Source organism: Nonomuraea diastatica, assembly GCF_004349015.1.
Classification (GTDB): domain Bacteria; phylum Actinomycetota; class Actinomycetes; order Streptosporangiales; family Streptosporangiaceae; genus Nonomuraea; species Nonomuraea diastatica.
In genome coordinates this window covers 51,781-68,661 of the sequence record NZ_SMKP01000008.1, presented here as the reverse complement: position 1 = coordinate 68,661, position 16,881 = coordinate 51,781, and the positions used below count along the sequence as shown (strand labels likewise).

Sequence of the window (16,881 nt, the reverse complement as noted above, 5' to 3'; positions counted from 1 at the left end):
ACGTAACTTTCCTGCCAGCTATAGGAAAGCGCTATCCAGTACATATCTCGCCGGAAGGTTCGTGATGAGGAGTGAGTTCCGTCATGGCTGACTCGGTGGCGGTGAAGCCCCGGGAGGCGGTGACCGAACCCGCGCGTGGCGGCGGACACCGCTCCACGAAACGCTCCCGCCGCGAGGCGCGGGCCGCCTATCTCTTCCTGGCCCCCTGGTTCGCCGGCCTGCTCGTCATCACGATCGGCCCGATCCTCGCCTCGCTCTACCTGTCGTTCACCGACTACAGCCTCCTGGAGGAGGCCAAGTGGGTCGGCTTCGACAACTACGTCAAGATGTTCACCGAGGACACGAGGTACATCTCCTCGCTGAAGGTCACCACGATCTACGTGGTCGTCTCGGTGCCGCTGCAACTCGCCTTCGCGCTCGCGCTGGCCCTGGTGCTCGACCGAGGGCTGCGCGGCCTGGCGATCTACCGCTCGATCTTCTACCTGCCCTCGCTGCTCGGCGGCAGCGTCGCGATCGCGATCCTCTGGCGCAAGGTCTTCGGCGCCGACGGCCTGGTCAACGCGCTGCTCGGGGCCTTCGGCATCCAGGGACCCGGCTGGGTCGGCCACCCCGACTACGCCCTCGGCACGCTGATCATCCTGCACGTGTGGACGTTCGGCGCCCCAATGATCATCTTCCTGGCCGGGCTCCGCCAGATCCCCAGCAGCTATTACGAGGCCGCCTCGGTCGACGGCGCCGGCCCGCTGCGGCAGTTCAGGTCGATCACGCTGCCCCTGCTGACGCCGATCATCTTCTTCAACCTGGTGCTCGAGATCATCAAGTCGTTCCAGTCGTTCACGCAGTCGTTCATCGTGAGCAACGGCACCGGCGGTCCCGCCGACTCGACGCTTTTCTACACGCTCTACCTCTACCTGAACGGATTCAGGGACTACGACATGGGCTACGCGGCCGCGATGGCGTGGGTCCTGCTGCTCATCATCGCCGGGCTGACCGGGGTGAACTTCCTCGCTTCCAAGTATTGGGTCTTCTATGGCGACACCAAGTAGGCCGCTTCCGGTTCTGTTCCGCCCGCTCAAGGGCGGACCGGTGGTCAAGCACATCCTGCTCATCGGCTTCGGCGTGATCATGCTCTATCCACTGTTGTGGATGGTCTCCAGCTCGCTCAAGCCGGAGGAGCTCATCTTCCGGCAGCCCGGCCTGTTGCCGAGCGAGGTCACGCTGGAGAACTACACCGAGGGCTGGACCGCGCTGAAGCACCCCTTCGGCTACTACCTGTGGAACTCCGCGGTCATCACCGCGCTGTCGGTTGTGGCGAACCTGGTGGCCTGCTCGCTGGCCGCCTACGCCTTCGCACGGCTGAACTTCCCGCTGAAGAAGCTCTGGTTCACGATCATGCTGGGCACGATCATGTTGCCGCACCACGTGGTGATCGTGCCGCAGTACATCATGTTCTCCGAGCTGGACCTGATCAACACGATCTGGCCGCTGGTCATGCCGAAGGTGCTGGCCACCGACGCGTTCTTCATCTTCCTCATGGTGCAGTTCATTCGCACCCTGCCGAGGGAGCTGGACGAGGCGGCCGAGATCGACGGCGCGGGCTACTGGCGCATCTTCATCAGGGTCGTCATGCCGCTCTCGCTGCCCGCCCTGGCCACGACCGCGATCTTCACGTTCATCTGGACGTGGAACGATTTCCTCAGCCAGCTGCTCTATCTCAACAACCCGGATAACTTCACCGTCCCGGTCGCGTTGCGGACGTTCCTGGACTCTAGTGGAGAGTCGTCGTGGGGCCCTATGTTCGCCATGTCGATCATCGCGCTCGGCCCGATCTTCGGTTTCTTCCTGGCCGGGCAGAAGTACCTGATCCGTGGTGTCGCCACCACGGGACTGAAGTAGTTTCTCCACCCCCCAACCCCAGAAGACCCTCTAGGAGGTAGAGCCGTGAGCTCTGGCAAGAAGATGTGGTCGGCGGCCCTGCTCGCCACCGCTGTGCTGGCGGTCACCGCGGCCTGCGGCAGTGACAGCGGAGGCGAAAGCGCCGACGGCAAGGTCAAGGTGCGCTTCTCCTACTGGGGCAGCGACGCGCGGCAGAAGATGACCGAAGAAGCGATCAAGAAGTTCGAGGCGAAGAATCCGAACATCGACATCGAGGGCGAGTTCTCCGACTTCGGCAGCTACTACGAGACCCTGGCCACCAAGGTCGCGGGCAACGACGCGCCGGACGTCATCACCATCGAGATCCGCGGCCTGCGTGAATACGCCGAGCGCGGCGCGCTGGCCGACCTCGCCGGCAAGGTCAACACCGCCGACATCGACGCCAAGGTGCTGGCAACCGGCGCCATCGACGGCAAGCAGTACGCCATCCCCACCGGCGTCAACGCCTTCAGCCTGGTCGTCAACCCGGACCTGGTCGAGAAGAACGGGCAGAAGCTGCCCGACGACACCAAGTGGACCTGGAAGGACTACGTCGACCTGGCGACGAAGATCACCGGCGAGAGCGGCGGCAAGGTCTTCGGCACGCAGCAGAGCTTCAACCCGGGCTACCTGGAGATCTTCGCCGCCCAGCGCGGTGAGAAGTTCTACCAGGGCAACAAGCTCGGCATCTCGCCCGACACGCTCAAGGCGTGGTGGGCCAACATGCAGACCCTGATCAAGACCAAGGGCACCCCCGACGCCGCCAAGAGCGTCGAGATCGGCGCCCAGAGCGTGGACCAGTCGCTGCTCGGCACCAACACCGGCGCGATGGGCATGTGGTGGAGCAACCAGCTCGGCGCCATCAACAAGGCGTCGGGCCAGGACGTCAGCCTGCTGCGGATGCCGAAGGCGGAGGGCGCCACCACCGGCGGCATGTTCCTGCAGCCGGCGATGCTCTACACCGCCTCGTCGAAGACCGAGCACCCGGCCGAGGCCGCCAAGTTCATCGACTTCATGATCAACGACCCCGAGGCGGGCGAGATCATCCTGAGCGACCGAGGCCTGCCGGCCAGCTCCAAGGTCCTGGCGGCGGTCAAGGACAAGCTGCCCGCCACCGACATCAAGACGCTGGACTTCATCGACGAGGTCAGGAGCGAGCTGTCGGACCCGCCGGCCGCGCCGCCCAAGGGCGCCAGCGCCATGGAAGACATCCTGACGCGGTATTCGGAGGAGGTCCTGTTCGGCAGGATGACCCCCGACGACGCCGCGCAGAAGTTCCTGACCGAGGCCAACGCCTCGATCGCGAGCTGAACCTTCGCACCAGAGGAGAGACATGAAGTACGCGTTCGTCGGGCTCGGGCACCGCGCGCAGATGTACGTCGACGCGCTGCTCGGAGAGTGGCGTGACGCCGGCACCATCGTCGCCCTGTGCGACACGAACCGCACCCGCATGGACTACTACGCCGAGCGGATCGGTGCGCAGGTGCCGCGTTTCACGCCCGCTGAGTTCGACAAGGTGCTCGAGCTCGCCGACGCGGTCATCGTCACCACGGTCGACGCCACGCACGCTCACTACGTGTGCGCGGCGCTCGACGCCGGCAAGGACGTCGTCGTCGAGAAGCCGCTCACCATCGACGCCGAGGGCTGCGCGGCCATCGCGGCGTCGGCCGAGCGCAGCAGCGGCAAGCTGATCGTCACCTTCAACTACCGCTACTCGCCGCGCAACTCCGCCGTGCGCCGCATCCTCATGGACGGCGCGATCGGCGAGGTGACCTCCGTGCACTTCGAGTGGACGCTCGACACCATCCACGGCGCCGACTACTTCCGCCGCTGGCACCGCGACAGGGACAGCTCGGGCGGCCTGCTCGTGCACAAGTCCACCCACCACTTCGACCTGGTCAACTGGTGGCTGGCGGCGGCGCCCGCGTTCGTCTTCGCCCAGACCGATCTGCGCTTCTACGGCGCCGAGAACGCCAGGAAGCGCGGGCTCGACCCACGCCCCGAGCGCGGGCAGGGCGCCCCCGGCCTGGGCAGCGACCCGTTCATCCTGGACATCTCCGCCGACCCCCGCCTCAAGCGCCTCTACCTCGACGCCGAGCACGAGGACGGCTACGTCCGCGACCAGGACGTCTTCGGCGAGGGCGTCACCATCGACGACAACATGTCCGTGCTGGTGCGCTACACCAACCGCGCGATCATGACGTACTCGCTGCACGCCCATGCCCCCTGGGAGGGCTACCGCGTGGCCTTCAACGGCACGGAGGGGCGGCTGGAGCTGGACGTCGTCGAGCGGGAGTGGACCCCGCCGCACGCCGCCATCGACCCGAGCGCCGCCTCCAAGGAGCACGCGTCGGGGGCATGGGAGAGGCTCACGCTGCGCCGCCACTGGAGCCGGCCCGAGGAGGTTCCCATCGAGTCAGGCGCCGGTGGGCACGGCGGTGGCGACCGCCTGCTGCTCAACGACGTCTTCCGCGGCGCCGGCGACGACCCGCTGGCCCGGCAGGCCGGCTACCGCGACGGCATCCGCAGCGTGCTGACGGGCGTCGCGGCCTCCATGTCCGCCCGCACCGGGGCCCCCGTGGTCCTGGAGGGCGACGGCACGCGTGTTCGCTGAGCTGGCCGAGATCGCCGCGGCGCAGCGCGGGCTGTACCCCGTGCTCGGGGGTGCCGAGCTGCGCGCGGCGGCGCGTGCGGCGATGGGGGTGCTCGACCTGACCGCCGGTGACGTGCGGGTCGAGCGCACCTGGACCGACGGCGACCTGGCGGGCGAGGAACTGTCCTGGTCGGTGGGGTTCGGGCCGCGCACCCGCGCGTTCCTGCTGCGCCCGCGCGACGCGCACGGGCCGCTGCCCGGGGTGGTGGCGCTGCACTGCCACGCCGGGATGAAATGGGCCGGCAAGGAGAAGATCGCCGACGGTCCTGAAGGGCCGTCGCCCGAGGTGAGCAGGCTGCGGCAGGACCTCTACGGCGGCCGCGCGTTCGCCGGCGAGCTGGCCCGCCGGGGCTTCGCGGTGCTCGCGCACGACGTGTTCGCCTGGGGCAGCCGCCGGTTCCCGCTGGAGATCGGGGACGGCCCGGAGAGCGAGGCCGACCGCTACGACCTGGCCGCCGTCGCGCACGAGCACGTCGTGGCCAAACACTGCGCGATGCTCGGCACGTCGTTCGCGGGCGTGGTCGCGGGCGAGGACCTGGCCGCGGCGGCATACCTGCGCTCCCGGCCGGACGTCGGGCCGGTCGGGTGCGCGGGGCTGTCCGGCGGCGGGCTGCGGGCGGCCCTGCTCGGCGCCTTCGACCCGCAGGTGCGCGCGGTCGTCGTCACCGCGATGGTCTCCTCCTACCGCGACATGCTCGGCGGGCACGTCCCCAAGCACACCTGGATGTTCTACCCGCCGGGCCTGCCCCGCCTGGGCGACTGGCCCGACCTGGTGGCCGCCCGCGCCCCTGAACCCCTCATGGTCCAGTACGCCCTGCGCGACGAGCTCTTCCCCGAGCCGGGGATGCGGCGCGCCCACGCCTCGATCGGCGAACGCTACCGCGACGCCCCGGAGGGCTACGAGGCGGTGTTCGCCGACGTGCCGCACAGCTTCGACGTGCCCATGCAGGAGCGGGCCTTCGACTGGCTGGCCCGCCGGCTGGCGGGCTGACGGGCGGCCGCCGCCCGGCCTGCCACGGGCGGCGGCGCTCCTGCCACGGGCGGCGGCGCCGTTAGCCGCCCTGCTTCCAGGTGGCGATGAGCTTGTCGTAGTCGAGCGTCTCGGGCTTGCCGCGCTCGTCGGTCAGCTTCGGCGCGGGAGCGCCGGGCTGGTCGTACCAGTACTGGGCGTCGCGTTCGGGGTTCAGCTTCGGCGCGCACTGGCCGCCGTAGCCCTCCCGCGAGCGCGAGAGCCGCTCCAGCCGGGACAGGATGTCGTCCTGCTGCTTGGCCAGGTTGTCCATCGACTGCTGCGCCGTGGTCTCACCGGTCACGGCCGTGGCCACGTTCTGCCACCACAGCTGGGCCAGCTTCGGATAGTCGGGCACGTTCGTGCCGGTCGGGGTCCACTGCTTGCGGGCCGGCGAGCCGTAGAACTCGATGAGCCCGCCGTACTTCTCGGAGTTCTCGGCGAAGTAGTCGCTCCTGATGTCGGAGTCGCGGATGAACGTCAGCCCGACGATCGACTTCTTCAGCGACACGGTCTTCGACGTGACGAACTGCGCGTACAGCCAGGCGGCGGCCCTGCGGTCCTGCGGCGTGCTCTTCAGCAGCGTCCACGAGCCCGCGTCCTGGTAGCCGAGCTTGTTGCCCTCCTTCCAGTACGCTCCGTGCGGGCTCGGCGCGATGCGCCACCTGGGCGTGCCGTCCTCGTTGACCACCGACAACCCGGGCTTGGTCATGTCGGCGGTGAACGAGGTGTACCAGAAGATCTGCTGGGCGATGTGGCCCTGGGCGGGGACCGGGCCCGCCTCGCTGAAGTTCATGCCCGCCGCTTCCTTGGGGGCGTACTTCTTGAGCCAGTCGACGTACTTGGTGAGCGAGTAGACCGCCGCGGGGCCGTTGGTGTCGCCGCCGCGCGTGACGGACGAGCCGACCGGGCGGCAGTTCTCGACCCTGATTCCCCAGTCGTCCACCGGCAGGCCGTTGGGGATGCCGGGGTCGCCGTTGCCCGCCATGGACAACCACGAGTCGGTGAAGCGCCAGCCCAGCGAGGGGTCCTTGCGGCCGTAGTCCATGTGGCCGTAGACCTTCTTGCCGTCGATGGTGCCGTCGCCGTTGACCTTGTTGGTGAAGAAGTCGGCGATGTCCTCGTAGGCCGCCCAGTTGACCGGCACGCCGAGGTCGTAGCCGTAGGCGTCCTTGAACTGCTTCTTGATGTCGGGGTCGGTGAACCAGTCGTAGCGGAACCAGTAGAGGTTGGCGAACTGCTGGTCGGGCAGCTGGTAGATCTTCTTGTCGGGGCCGGTGGTGAAGCTGATGCCGATGAAGTCGTCGAGGTCGAGCGTGGGCGAGGTGACGTTCTTGCCCTCGCCGGCCATGTAGTCCGACAGCGGGAGCACATAGTCGCCGCGCGAGTGGGTGCCGATGAGGTCGGAGTCGTTGACGTAGGCGTCGTAGATGTTCTGGTCGCCCTGGATCTGGGTCTGCAGCTTCTCGATGACGTCACCCTCCTGGATCAGATCGTGCTTGATCTGGATCCCGGTGATCTCGGTGAACGCCTTGGCCAGCTGGCGTGACTCGTACTCGTGCGTGGTGATCGTCTCGGAGACCACGTTGATCTGCATGCCCCGGTACGGGGCCGCGGCCTTCATGAACCACTCCATCTCGGCGAGCTGCTCGTCCTTGCTCAGCGTGCTCGGGGTGAACTCCTCCGACACCCACCGTTGGGCGGCTGCCCGGCCGTCGGCCTCCTTGAAGTCGCTCGTGGGCTTGTCCGCTCCCTGCGTGCAGCCGGCCACCACCAGGATGAGCGCCGCCGCTCCCATGGTCGCGGACCTCGTCGTCCGTCGCCTCATCGTCTGACTCCCTTTCCGTTAGCCCCATATGCCGATCGCGACCGCCACGAGCAGCGCGCAGCCGAGCGCGAGCCACATGGACAAATCGGTGATTGCGATCCAGCCCGCCAGCACGACGGCGGCGCTGATCAGGCCGATGTAGAGCCGGTCGCCCCGATCGGTCTCGATGCGCAGGAAACCCCGCCTGGCCACGGGAGGCGAGATGCGGCCCCAGACCGTCATCGCGATCAGCAGCACGGCGAGGCCGGCGAAGACCAGGGCCGTGGGGGCGGTCCAGACCATCCAGTCGAGCACGGCTACACCCTCCCCATGGCGAAGCCCTTGGCGATGTAGTTGCGGACGAACCAGATGACGATCGCGCCCGGCACGATCGTCAGCACTCCCGCGGTCGCCAGCAGGCCCCAGTCGACGCCCGCCGCGCTCACCGTCCGCGTCATCGACGCGGCGATGGGCTTGGCGTTCACCGAGGTGATGGTCCTGGCGATCAGCAGTTCGACCCAGCTGAACATGAAGCAGAAGAACGCGGTCACGCCGATGGCCGAGCGGATCATCGGCAGGAATATTCGGATGAAGAAGCGCGGCAGCGAATAGCCGTCGATCGCGGCGGTCTCGTCGATCTCCCGGGGAATTCCCGACATGAAACCCTCCAGGATCCAGACGGCGAGCGGCACGTTGAAGAGCATGTGCGCGATGGCCACGCCGAGGTGCGTGTCGAAGAGGCCGACGCTCTGGTAGATCTGGAAGAACGGGAGCAGGAACACCGCCGGCGGCGCCATCCGGTTCGTCAGCAGCCAGAAGAACAGATGTTTGTCACCGGCGAACCGGAAACGCGAAAAGGCGTAGGCCGCGGGCAACGCCACGATGAGCGACATCACGGCGTTGAGCGAGGTGTAGATGATGGAGTTCAGATAGCTCGAATACCACGACGTCTCCCCGAAGAACGTGGCGTAGTTGTCGAACGTCACCCGTTCGGGGATGAGCGAGAAGCTGCCGAGGATGTCCTCGTTCGGCCGGATCGACATGCCGAACATCCACAGGATCGGCAGCATGAGCGTGGCCACGTAGAGCCAGAAGACCGTGCGCGCCCACGGGAGCCGTCTCATCGGTTCACCTTCCCGATTTGGTCAGCACGGTGAAGAAGACGTAGCAGAGGACCTGCACGAACAGGAAATAGAGCAGCGAGAACGCGCCCGCCGGGCCCAGGTCGAACTGGCCGACCGCGATCTTCGACAGCAGGATGCTCAGGAACGACGTCGCGTTCCCCGGGCCGCCGCCCGTCACCACGAACGGCTCGGTGTAGATCATGAAGCTGTCCATGAACCTGAGCAGGATCGCGATCGTCAGCACCCCGCGCAGCCGGGGCAGCTGGATGTGCCGGAAGGTCGCCCACGCCGAGGCGCCGTCGATCTGCGCGGCCTGGAAGTACGGCTGGGGGATCGAGCGCAGCCCCGCGTACGCCAGCAGCGCCACCAGCGGCGTCCAGTGCCACACGTCCATGACCAGCACGGTGAGCCAGGCGTCGGTGGAGTCGAGCGTGTAGTTGAAGTTGACGCCGAGCACGTTGTTGATCGCCCAGCCGCCCAGGCCGATGTCGCCGCGGGCGAAGATCTGCCAGATCGTGCCCACCACGTTCCACGGGATGAGCAGCGGCAGCGCGACCAGCACCAGCGCCACCGACACCGAGACGCCGCGGCGCGGCATCGCCACGGCGATGGCCACCCCGAGCGGGATCTCGATCAGCAGCACCTGCGCGGAGAACAGCAGCGTGCGCACGAACGCCCCGCGCACCTCCGGGTCGCGGGCGATCTCGCGGAACCACTCCAGGCCGACGAAGATGCGCTCGCTCGGGCTGAAGACGTCCTGCACGGAGTAGTTGACCACGGTCATCAGCGGGATCACCGCCGTGAACGCCACCGACACGACCACCGGCAGGACCAGCCACCACGCGCGGTTGTTCTTCGGCCTGGCGTCCACCCGGGTGTCCTTGGCCCCCTTGGCCGGAGGGGGCGCGGGTTCGGCGGCGCCGGCCGGGCTCTGCGCGACGGTGGTCTGGTCGGTCATGCCGGCCCTCTTCCGTTCAGCGGCGCGAGGGAGCCGCACCGGACCTCGTCGCGGAACAGGAACGTCCGGTCCGCGGGGAAGTGGAGGAACACGGCCGCGTCCGGCTCGCAGGCGGAGCCCGCCTCGGTCTTGACGATCACCGGGTGCTCGCCGACCCGGGTGTGTACGAGGTCGTACGCGCCCATGCGGTCGATCCCGGTGACCGTGGCGGCCGCACACGCTGTCTCCTGGGGGGAGGCGTCAGGCCCGGCGATCCGGACGAACTCGGGCCGCACCCCGATCCTGACCGGTCCCGGCGGCAGGCCGTCGGGGGCGGCGCCCACGTCGGCCGTGCCGACGCGTACGACGGCGCCGACGATCTCGGCGGGCACCATGTTCATGCCCGGCGAGCCGATGAAGTGCCCCACGAACTCGTGCGCCGGCGACAGGAACAACTCGGCCGGTGAGCCCGCCTGCACGATCGCCCCCTCGTTGAGCACCACGACCTCGTCGGCGAACGTCAGCGCCTCCGTCTGGTCGTGGGTGACGTAGATCAGCGTGTGGCCGGTGTCGCGGTGGATCTCCTTGAGCTTGCTGCGCAGCGTCCACTTCAGCGCCGGGTCGACCACGGTCAGCGGCTCGTCCAGCAGCACCGCCGCCACCTGGGGGCGTACCAGGCCGCGGCCCAGGCTGACGATCTGCTGGCGGCCCGCGTCCAGCCGGCGCGACCTGCGGCGCAGCACCTGGTCGAGGCCGAGGAGCTCCGAGACCTGGCGGACGCGCTGGTCCACCTCCTTCTTCGGGAATTTCCGGTTACGGAGGGGGAAGGCGAGGTTGTCGTAGACCGACATCTCCTCGTACAGGACCGGGAACTGGAAGACCTGCGCGATGTTGCGGCCGGCCGTCGGCACGCCGGTGACCTCGCGGTCGCCGAACCAGATGCGGCCCTCCGTGGGCGTGATCAGGCCGGAGATGATGTTCAGCAGCGTGGTCTTGCCGCAGCCGCTCGGCCCCAGCAGCGCGTACGCCCGGGAACTCTGCCACGTCCAGGTCATCGGCTTGAGCGCCCACGTGCGGCCGCCGTCGTAGCTGTGTCCCACGCCTTCGAGGCGGATGTCAGCCATGCAGGTCGACCTCCGCGGCGCTGGTGGCGAGCAGGCGTCCCCCGGACTCGTCGAAGACGAAGACGTGCGCCGGGTCCACGTAGGCGACCGTGGACTCGCCCGGCGTGAAGAGCTGGGTGCCCTCCAGGTGGGCGACCAGATGGAGGCCGCCTTGGAGCAGCAGGTGCAGGAACGTCGCGCTGCCCGTGACCTCGGCGAGCCGGATCTCGGCGGGCAGTTCGAGCGCGGCGTGGCCGTTCGGGGTGATGCTGACCTGGTGGGGGCGCACGCCGAGCATGACACGGTGGCCGCCCGCGTGCGCGCGGGGCGCGGGGAACGACGTGCCGAGGCATTCGATGCGGCCGTCGCGTACGACGCCGGGCAGCAGGTTGAGCGGGGGGTCGCTGAGCGTGGCCGCCACGGCCAGCGTGGGCGGGTGGGCGTACATCCCGGCCACGTCGCCGGTGTGCTGGACCCTGCCCTCGCCCAGGACCACGGTCGGTGCGGCGAACGTCAGCGCCTCGTTCGGGTCGGCGGTGGCGTAGAGGACGACGCCGGGGGAGCCGGCGAACATGGTCTTCAGGTCGGCGCGGAGCTGTTCGCGCAGCTTGAAGTCCAGGTTGGCCAGGGGCTCGTCGAGCAGCAGCACGTCGACGGGGCGGGCCAGGGCGCGGGCGATGGCGGTGCGCTGCTGCTGGCCGCCCGACAACTCGGCGGGCCGGCGGCCGAGCAGCCCCGCGATGCCCATGAGCTCGGCCACCTCGCGCACCCGCCGGTCGATCCCGTCGCGGCGGAACTTCGTGTCGAGGCGGAGCGGCGAGGCGATGTTCTCGTATACGGTCAGGGACGGGTAGTTGATGAACTGCTGATAGACGAAGGCGACCGAGCGTTTGCGCACGGAAATGCCGGTCACGTCCTTTCCGTCGACCACCACCCGGCCGGAGTCAGGCGGCAGTAGACCGGCTGCGACGCGCATCAATGTCGTCTTTCCCGCGGTCATGGGGCCGACGAGGGTGGTCATTCCATTCGGTAATTCCAGGTGAATGTCGTTGAGCCAGGTCTCCCCGCGCCGCCGCACGAAGACGCCATCGAGTATCAGCGTCACGATGCCCGGTCCTCTCTGCCGGCGCATGATCAGTGCCTTTGCTCTCCATCTAACATGATCTGATTGTGTGTGCAAAGAGGGCAGTTGCTATCGCAGTTAATGACGGGGTTGTTGTGGCTCATGATTCGAGACCGAGATAGCTGTGAACGGCCGGGCCTATCACCTCGACGACTTCTTCCCTGGTCAGCTCGGTCAGGGGAGGGAAAGCCAGAACATAACGGCACAGCGCCATTCCGAGTATTTGCGCGGAGACGAGTCCGGCCCGGACCGGAGCGCCCTCCGGATCGCCGGTCAGCGTGGCCACGACGGGGACGAGCCGCGTGGCGAAGACGGCGCGCACGCGCTCGGCCGCCGCCGCGTTCGTGACGCCCGCGCGCAGCAGGACCTGCAGGGTCTCGTCGGACTCCCAACGCTCCAGGAAGTGGCGTACGAGCGTGGCGGCGATCTCGCCGGGCGGCGTGCCGAGCAGGTCGGGCAGGTTCAGGTCGACGGCGCACGCCGCGGCGAACAGCCGGTCCTTGCTGCCGAAGCAGCGCATGACCTGGGTCGGGTCGAGGCCCGCGTCGGCGGCGATGGCCCTGATCGTGGCCCGGTCGTAGCCGTCGGCCGCGAACCGCTCGCGGGCCGCGGCCAGGATGACCGTTTTCGTCTCGCTGGAGGATCTCCTCATGCCAACAACTGTAGGCCAACATATGTTGACAAGCCAGGTGGCCGGCTCTAACGTCAACAGTTGTTGGCCTACGAACGTTGGCTCTCCTGAGGAGGAGAAATGATCAACACGGACGTGCTCGTCGTCGGCGCCGGCCCGGTGGGGCTGGCCACCGCCGTCGTCCTGACCCGGCTCGGCCACGACGTGGTCATCGTCGACGGGCAGGCCGAGGGCACGAACACCTCCAGGGCCGCCGTCGTGCACTCCCGCACGCTGGAACTGCTGGAGCCGTACGGCGTCACGCAGGCGCTCGTCGAGCGCGGGGTGCACACGCCCCGCTTCACCATCCGCGACCGTGACCGGCTGCTGGTGCCGGTGCCCTTCGACGGGTTGCCCACGCGCTACCCGTACACGCTGATGATCTCCCAGGCCGACACGGAGGCGCACCTGCTGGCCCGGCTGGAGGAGCTGGGCGGCAAGGTGTCGCGGCCCGTGCGGGTGACCTCGTTCACGCAGGACGCCGGCGGTGTCACCGCCGCGCTCGACGACGGGCGCTCGGTGCGGGCCGCCTACCTGGTGGGCGCCGACGGCATGCACAGCCTCGTACGCGAGCAGTCGGGCATCGCCTTCGGCGGCGGCACCTACGCCGAGTCGTTCACCCTCGCCGACGTGCGGCTGAGCGGCGGCGTGCCGCACGACGAGGTCATCCTGTACTTCTCGCCCGAAGGCCTGGTGGTCGTCGCGCCGCTGCCCGGCGGGCTCCACCGGATCGTGGCCACCGTCGACGAGGCCCCGCACGAGCCCGGCGTGGCGTTCGTGCAGCGGCTGCTCGGCACGCGGGGGCCCGAGGCCGTGCCCGCCGTGGTGGAGGAGGTGGTGTGGGGATCCCGCTTCCGCGTCCACCACCGCATCGCGGAGACGTACAGGAAGGGGCGGGTGCTGCTGGCCGGCGACGCGGCGCACGTGCACTCGCCGGCCGGCGGGCAGGGCATGAACCTCGGCATCGAGGACGCCGTCATGCTGGGCGAGACGCTGTCGAAAGTGCTCGGAGGCGGCTCGCCCGACCTGCTCGACGGCTACGCCGCGGCCCGCCGCCCCGTCGCCGGGAAGGTCGTGGGGCTGGCGAGCCGCCTGACGACGCTGGCCACCATGAGCGCGGCCAGGCGGCCGCTGCGCAACCTCGTGTTGCGGCTGGCGGGCCGGCTGCCCGTCGTGCGGCGCCGGCTGGCCTGGCAGCTCTCCGGCCTGGACCGGAGCGCTAAGGGATGATGGAGTCCACGTAGCCGCCGTCCACCCGCACCGCCGCGCCCGTCGTGGCCGAGGCGAACGGCGAGCTCAGATAGACCACCATGTTGGCGATCTCCTCGGGCTCGATCAGGCGTTGCAGCAGCGACTGCGGCCGGTGCCGCAGCATGAACGCCCGCTGGGCCTCCTCCCACGGCAGCTCCCTGCTCACCAGTTGATAGACGAAGTCCTCCACGCCCCCGGTGTGCGTCGGCCCCGCGATCACGGAGTTGACCGTGACCCCGCTGCCCGCCGCCTCCTTGGCGAAACCCCTGGACACGGCCAGCAGCGCCGTCTTGGTCATGCCGTAGTGGATCATCTCGGCGGGGATCACGATGGCGGAGTCGCTGGCGATGTACTGGATCCGGCCCCAGCCCCGCTCCATCATGCCCGGCAGGTAGGCGCGGGTGAGCCGGACCGCGGCCAGCACGTTGACCTCGAAATAGCGCCGCCACTCGTCGTCGCTGATCTCCAGCGCCGGCTGCGCGCCGAAGATGCCCAGGTTGTTGACCAGGATGTCGACCTGCGGCAACACGTTCAGCACCCGCTCGCACCCGTCGTCCTTGGACACGTCGCCCGGCGCCGCGACCAGGTCGCCGTCCATCCGCTCGACGACCTTGGCGACCGAGCCCTCGCCGCGGCCGTTGATCCCGACCCGGGCACCCGCCCGCGCCAGCCCGGCGGCGATGGCCGCGCCGATTCCCTGCGTCGACCCGGTGACCAGCGCGGTCTTCCCGGTGAGATCGATGTGCATGATTCCGCACCCCCTTGCCGTCATTCTCCGCGATCAGTCTCCCGCGGGCACGCACCGGGTCCGGCGCCGATGCGTAGGCTGGGGTCCGGGCGTGGAAGGGGCGTGGGTGCACCGGATCCTCTGGCTGATCGTCGCGGTCGCCTTCGTCGTGGGTGCGTTCGTGCCCGCCTCCTCCGGGCCCGACGAGTGCCCGCCGCGCGACACCCGGGTCACCGCCCCCTACGCGATCACCGGCTACTGGGTCATCCCGCGGGCCGACCGCTGCGTGACCCAGCGCATGGTGGAGGCGATCCACACGATCGGCGGCGACACGCTCATCACGTTCGGTCCGCGCTTCAACGCCCGCGAAGACCCCGAGTTCGCCGCCTGCCGCGTCGACGGGCGCCCGTGCGCGCAGGTGCCGGGCAAGGAGATCCGGCAGATCTACACGTACACGGCCAGCGAGGAGTTCGGGAAGGGCATGCTGCGATGCCCCGGGCTTGAGCGGCGGATCGAGAGCGGCGGCCGCGCCTTCTACCGGCTGTCGCTGGCCGAGACCTGCGGGGAACGCGTGCACGACCTCGTGCTCGTCGCCACGGACGGCGACGGGCTGGGCAACCTGATGGCCGAGGCGGCGGCGTACGGCATGAAGGTCTTCCCCGGGCTGCCCGCGGCCGCGCAGCGGGAGGACAAGCCGTGGGAGCCCGACCACGACCACACCGGCGCGCTGAACGCCTTCACCGCGCGGGTGCTCGCCGACTACCGCGCGCGCTTCGGGGCGTCCGGCGCCTTCGGCGGGGTCTACCAGTCGTTCGAACTCGCCATGCGGGACCGCGCGCGGAAGGATCCGATCATCGAGCTCTACACCGCGCAGCACGCCGTCGTCGCCGATGCCCTGCCGGGCAAGCCGATCCTGGTCAGCCCGTACATCGACGCTCGCCGCGGGCGGGGGTTCCCGCCCGGGCAGGCGGGCGACGGCATGGAGGACATCGCGGCGACGCGGGCCGGCGCGCCCATGGCCATCGCCGTCCAGGACGGGCGCGGCACGGGCAAGGTGCCGGTTCACGGCGCGCACGAGGCCGGCGCCAAGGTCGTGCCGCGGCTGGTGCCCGTGGTGGGCGACGTCAGCAACGCCCAGGCCTATTACGGCGCCACGCGCGAATACGTCGAGGCGGCCGCCGGCAAGGTGCCCGACGGGGTGGAGTTGTGGGTGAACGTCGAAGGCTTCGAACCCACCCCGGCCGCCGGCGAGTGCGGGCGGGTCGAACCGCTGCCGCTGCGCGGGCGGACCACGAAGAGCCGGCTCGACCAGCAGATCATGGCCTCGGGGCCGCACGCCGCGAAGATCATCTCGTACGGGTGGGATCCGTTCTTCACCTGCCAGGCCCGCTACGACACACCCTCGCTGGCCGACGACATCGCGAGCGGCTGGCGGCAGCCCATCATCGTCAACGCCGTCAGGCAGGACAGGAACGGGCGGGCCGGCATCCTGGTCGAGGGCCACAACCTGCGGGGCGGCTCGCTGCGCTTCAACCCGCAGGGGGCGGTGGTCCGGCAGGAGTGGCACTCCGAGGGCCGGTTCGAGTCGGCCTGGGCGCCGTACGTTCCTCCGGGCTCCTGGACCTCCATCACCGCCACGAACGGCGCCGGCCACACCAGCACGAGCCCGTACGTGATCCGCTAGGTGAGCGCCGCGACGAGGATGTCCGTGAGCAGGGCCGCCTGGCCGCCGTTCTCGTCCAGGTCGGGGTCGAGGATCGTGACCTCGAGACCGGCCGCGCCCGGCAGCGCGAGCAGGCCGCGGAGCAGCTCGGTGAGCCGGCCGGCGTCGAGCCCTCCGGGGGTGGGCGAGTCCACGGCGGGCAGGATCGACGGGTCGAGCACGTCCACGTCCAGGTGGATCCAGAAACCGTCGAGCTCGTCGCGGACGAGGACCTTCTCGGCGGCGGCCATGGAGATGTCGGCGCCGGGGACGTGGGCGATGCCGCTGCCTTCGAGGTCCCGCAGATCCTCCTCGTCGCGGACGCCGAGCACGATCACGTCCTCGTCCCTGACGTAGGGGCTCAGCCCGTCGATGTCCGTCAGGTGGCCGTCGCCGCGGCCGGTCGCCAAGGCCAGGTCCTCCCCGGCCGCCGCGCCGACGTGCGGGGAGTTGCCGAGGTGCCGGAAGTCGGCGTGCGCGTCCAGGTACGCCACTCCGTACCGGCCGCTCCTGCGCAGGGCCAGGGCAGGGCCGAGCAGGATCGAGCAGTCACCGCCGAGCAGGATGGGAAACCCGCCCGACTCCCTGATCGCGGTCACGCGGCCGGCGAGCTCTCGGGTGTAGGCGGCGATGGCGGGGCCGTTGCGCACGCCGTCGCCCGGCCGCCACGTGGCGATGTAGCGAGGCGGGACGAGGGCGCCGGCGTCGATGGCGCCGATCCGCTCGACCAGCCCGGCGTCACGCAGGGCCCAGGGAGCCTTGTAGCAGCCGGGGACGGCGCCGTCCGCGGGCGGGCGCAGGCCGAGGTTGGATGGGGCATCGAGGATCGTCGATCTTCTGTCAGTGGTTACTATGGTCATA

General features: G+C 69.4%; 16 protein-coding genes. 7 read left to right on the top strand and 9 right to left on the bottom strand.

The window, feature by feature from the left end; all coding sequences use genetic code 11:
* The first annotated feature begins 83 nt into the window (after nt 1-83).
* From E1294_RS04380 to E1294_RS04360, 5 genes are read left to right on the top strand one after another with little or no spacing between them, the layout of a single operon-like run.
* Nucleotides 84-1,046: a carbohydrate ABC transporter permease gene (locus tag E1294_RS04380; RefSeq protein WP_132504705.1), complete on the top strand. Its 963-nt coding sequence runs from the start codon at nt 84-86 to the stop codon at nt 1,044-1,046.
* A complete protein-coding gene (locus tag E1294_RS04375; RefSeq protein WP_132504703.1) occupies nt 1,030-1,896 on the top strand; it encodes a carbohydrate ABC transporter permease in 867 nt (288 codons plus the stop codon). Before E1294_RS04380 ends, E1294_RS04375 begins: the two co-directional genes overlap by 17 nt.
* A 45-nt stretch (nt 1,897-1,941) precedes the next feature.
* Nucleotides 1,942-3,225 carry an ABC transporter substrate-binding protein gene (locus tag E1294_RS04370; protein WP_132504701.1) on the top strand — a complete coding sequence of 428 codons (1,284 nt, stop codon included), beginning with the start codon at nt 1,942-1,944 and terminating at the stop codon, nt 3,223-3,225.
* Between the two features lie 22 nt (nt 3,226-3,247).
* Nucleotides 3,248-4,528, top strand: coding sequence for a Gfo/Idh/MocA family protein (locus E1294_RS04365; RefSeq protein WP_132504699.1), 1,281 nt, complete (start codon nt 3,248-3,250; stop codon nt 4,526-4,528).
* Nucleotides 4,518-5,558: a dienelactone hydrolase family protein gene (locus tag E1294_RS04360; protein ID WP_132504697.1), complete on the top strand. Its 1,041-nt coding sequence runs from the start codon at nt 4,518-4,520 to the stop codon at nt 5,556-5,558. Before E1294_RS04365 ends, E1294_RS04360 begins: the two co-directional genes overlap by 11 nt.
* A gap of 61 nt (nt 5,559-5,619) precedes the next feature.
* On the opposite strand, the gene E1294_RS04355 is transcribed toward E1294_RS04360, so the two are convergent.
* The 7 genes from E1294_RS04355 to E1294_RS04325 all read right to left on the bottom strand — a co-directional run bounded on the left by E1294_RS04355 (nt 5,620) and on the right by E1294_RS04325 (nt 12,322).
* Nucleotides 5,620-7,404 carry an ABC transporter substrate-binding protein gene (locus tag E1294_RS04355; protein ID WP_220447541.1) on the bottom strand — a complete coding sequence of 595 codons (1,785 nt, stop codon included), beginning with the start codon at nt 7,402-7,404 and terminating at the stop codon, nt 5,620-5,622.
* A gap of 18 nt (nt 7,405-7,422) precedes the next feature.
* The gene (locus tag E1294_RS04350; RefSeq protein WP_220447540.1) at nt 7,423-7,698 is read right to left on the bottom strand and encodes a DUF2160 domain-containing protein; all 276 of its coding nucleotides are present in this window, start codon (nt 7,696-7,698) and stop codon (nt 7,423-7,425) included.
* A 2-nt stretch (nt 7,699-7,700) separates the two neighbouring features.
* Complete coding sequence (locus E1294_RS04345; RefSeq protein WP_132504695.1) at nt 7,701-8,507, bottom strand: carbohydrate ABC transporter permease; 807 nt, start codon at nt 8,505-8,507, stop codon at nt 7,701-7,703.
* A 4-nt stretch (nt 8,508-8,511) separates the two neighbouring features.
* Complete coding sequence (locus tag E1294_RS04340; RefSeq protein WP_132504693.1) at nt 8,512-9,465, bottom strand: carbohydrate ABC transporter permease; 954 nt, start codon at nt 9,463-9,465, stop codon at nt 8,512-8,514.
* On the bottom strand, nt 9,462-10,568 hold the full coding sequence (locus E1294_RS04335) for an ABC transporter ATP-binding protein (protein WP_132504691.1): 1,107 nt from the start codon (nt 10,566-10,568) through the stop codon (nt 9,462-9,464). Before E1294_RS04335 ends, E1294_RS04340 begins: the two co-directional genes overlap by 4 nt.
* Nucleotides 10,561-11,652, bottom strand: a complete 1,092-nt coding sequence (locus tag E1294_RS04330) for an ABC transporter ATP-binding protein (RefSeq protein ID WP_220447539.1) — start codon at nt 11,650-11,652, stop codon at nt 10,561-10,563. The genes E1294_RS04335 and E1294_RS04330 overlap by 8 nt, the downstream gene beginning before the upstream one ends.
* Before the next feature lie 118 nt (nt 11,653-11,770).
* Nucleotides 11,771-12,322 (bottom strand): TetR/AcrR family transcriptional regulator, encoded by a 552-nt coding sequence (locus tag E1294_RS04325; RefSeq protein ID WP_132504687.1) that lies wholly within the window; start codon nt 12,320-12,322, stop codon nt 11,771-11,773.
* Nucleotides 12,323-12,421: 99 nt separating this feature from the next.
* Between E1294_RS04325 and E1294_RS04320 the strand changes: the two genes are divergently transcribed.
* A complete protein-coding gene (locus E1294_RS04320) occupies nt 12,422-13,570 on the top strand; it encodes an FAD-dependent oxidoreductase (protein ID WP_132504685.1) in 1,149 nt (382 codons plus the stop codon).
* Here E1294_RS04320 and E1294_RS04315 read toward each other — a convergent pair.
* Nucleotides 13,560-14,339: an SDR family NAD(P)-dependent oxidoreductase gene (locus tag E1294_RS04315; protein ID WP_132504683.1), complete on the bottom strand. Its 780-nt coding sequence runs from the start codon at nt 14,337-14,339 to the stop codon at nt 13,560-13,562. The genes E1294_RS04320 and E1294_RS04315 overlap by 11 nt on opposite strands.
* A 106-nt stretch (nt 14,340-14,445) precedes the next feature.
* On the opposite strand from E1294_RS04315, the gene E1294_RS04310 reads away from it, so the two are divergent.
* Nucleotides 14,446-16,002 (top strand): DUF4434 domain-containing protein, encoded by a 1,557-nt coding sequence (locus tag E1294_RS04310; protein WP_132504681.1) that lies wholly within the window; start codon nt 14,446-14,448, stop codon nt 16,000-16,002.
* Here E1294_RS04310 and E1294_RS04305 read toward each other — a convergent pair.
* Nucleotides 15,999-16,880: an arginase family protein gene (locus E1294_RS04305; RefSeq protein ID WP_132504679.1), complete on the bottom strand. Its 882-nt coding sequence runs from the start codon at nt 16,878-16,880 to the stop codon at nt 15,999-16,001. The genes E1294_RS04310 and E1294_RS04305 overlap by 4 nt on opposite strands.
* Between the last annotated feature and the right edge of the window lies 1 nt (nt 16,881).

Coding starts and splice junctions, on each gene's coding strand:
- E1294_RS04325 (WP_132504687.1), bottom strand. CDS start 12,322: ATGAGGAGATCCTCCAGCGAGACGAAAACGGTCATCCTGGCCGCGGCC.
- E1294_RS04340 (WP_132504693.1), bottom strand. CDS start 9,465: ATGACCGACCAGACCACCGTCGCGCAGAGCCCGGCCGGCGCCGCCGAA.
- E1294_RS04305 (WP_132504679.1), bottom strand. CDS start 16,880: ATGACCATAGTAACCACTGACAGAAGATCGACGATCCTCGATGCCCCA.
- E1294_RS04380 (WP_132504705.1), top strand. CDS start 84: ATGGCTGACTCGGTGGCGGTGAAGCCCCGGGAGGCGGTGACCGAACCC.
- E1294_RS04375 (WP_132504703.1), top strand. CDS start 1,030: ATGGCGACACCAAGTAGGCCGCTTCCGGTTCTGTTCCGCCCGCTCAAG.
- E1294_RS04335 (WP_132504691.1), bottom strand. CDS start 10,568: ATGGCTGACATCCGCCTCGAAGGCGTGGGACACAGCTACGACGGCGGC.
- E1294_RS04315 (WP_132504683.1), bottom strand. CDS start 14,339: ATGCACATCGATCTCACCGGGAAGACCGCGCTGGTCACCGGGTCGACG.
- E1294_RS04355 (WP_220447541.1), bottom strand. CDS start 7,404: ATGAGGCGACGGACGACGAGGTCCGCGACCATGGGAGCGGCGGCGCTC.
- E1294_RS04365 (WP_132504699.1), top strand. CDS start 3,248: ATGAAGTACGCGTTCGTCGGGCTCGGGCACCGCGCGCAGATGTACGTC.
- E1294_RS04320 (WP_132504685.1), top strand. CDS start 12,422: ATGATCAACACGGACGTGCTCGTCGTCGGCGCCGGCCCGGTGGGGCTG.
- E1294_RS04345 (WP_132504695.1), bottom strand. CDS start 8,507: ATGAGACGGCTCCCGTGGGCGCGCACGGTCTTCTGGCTCTACGTGGCC.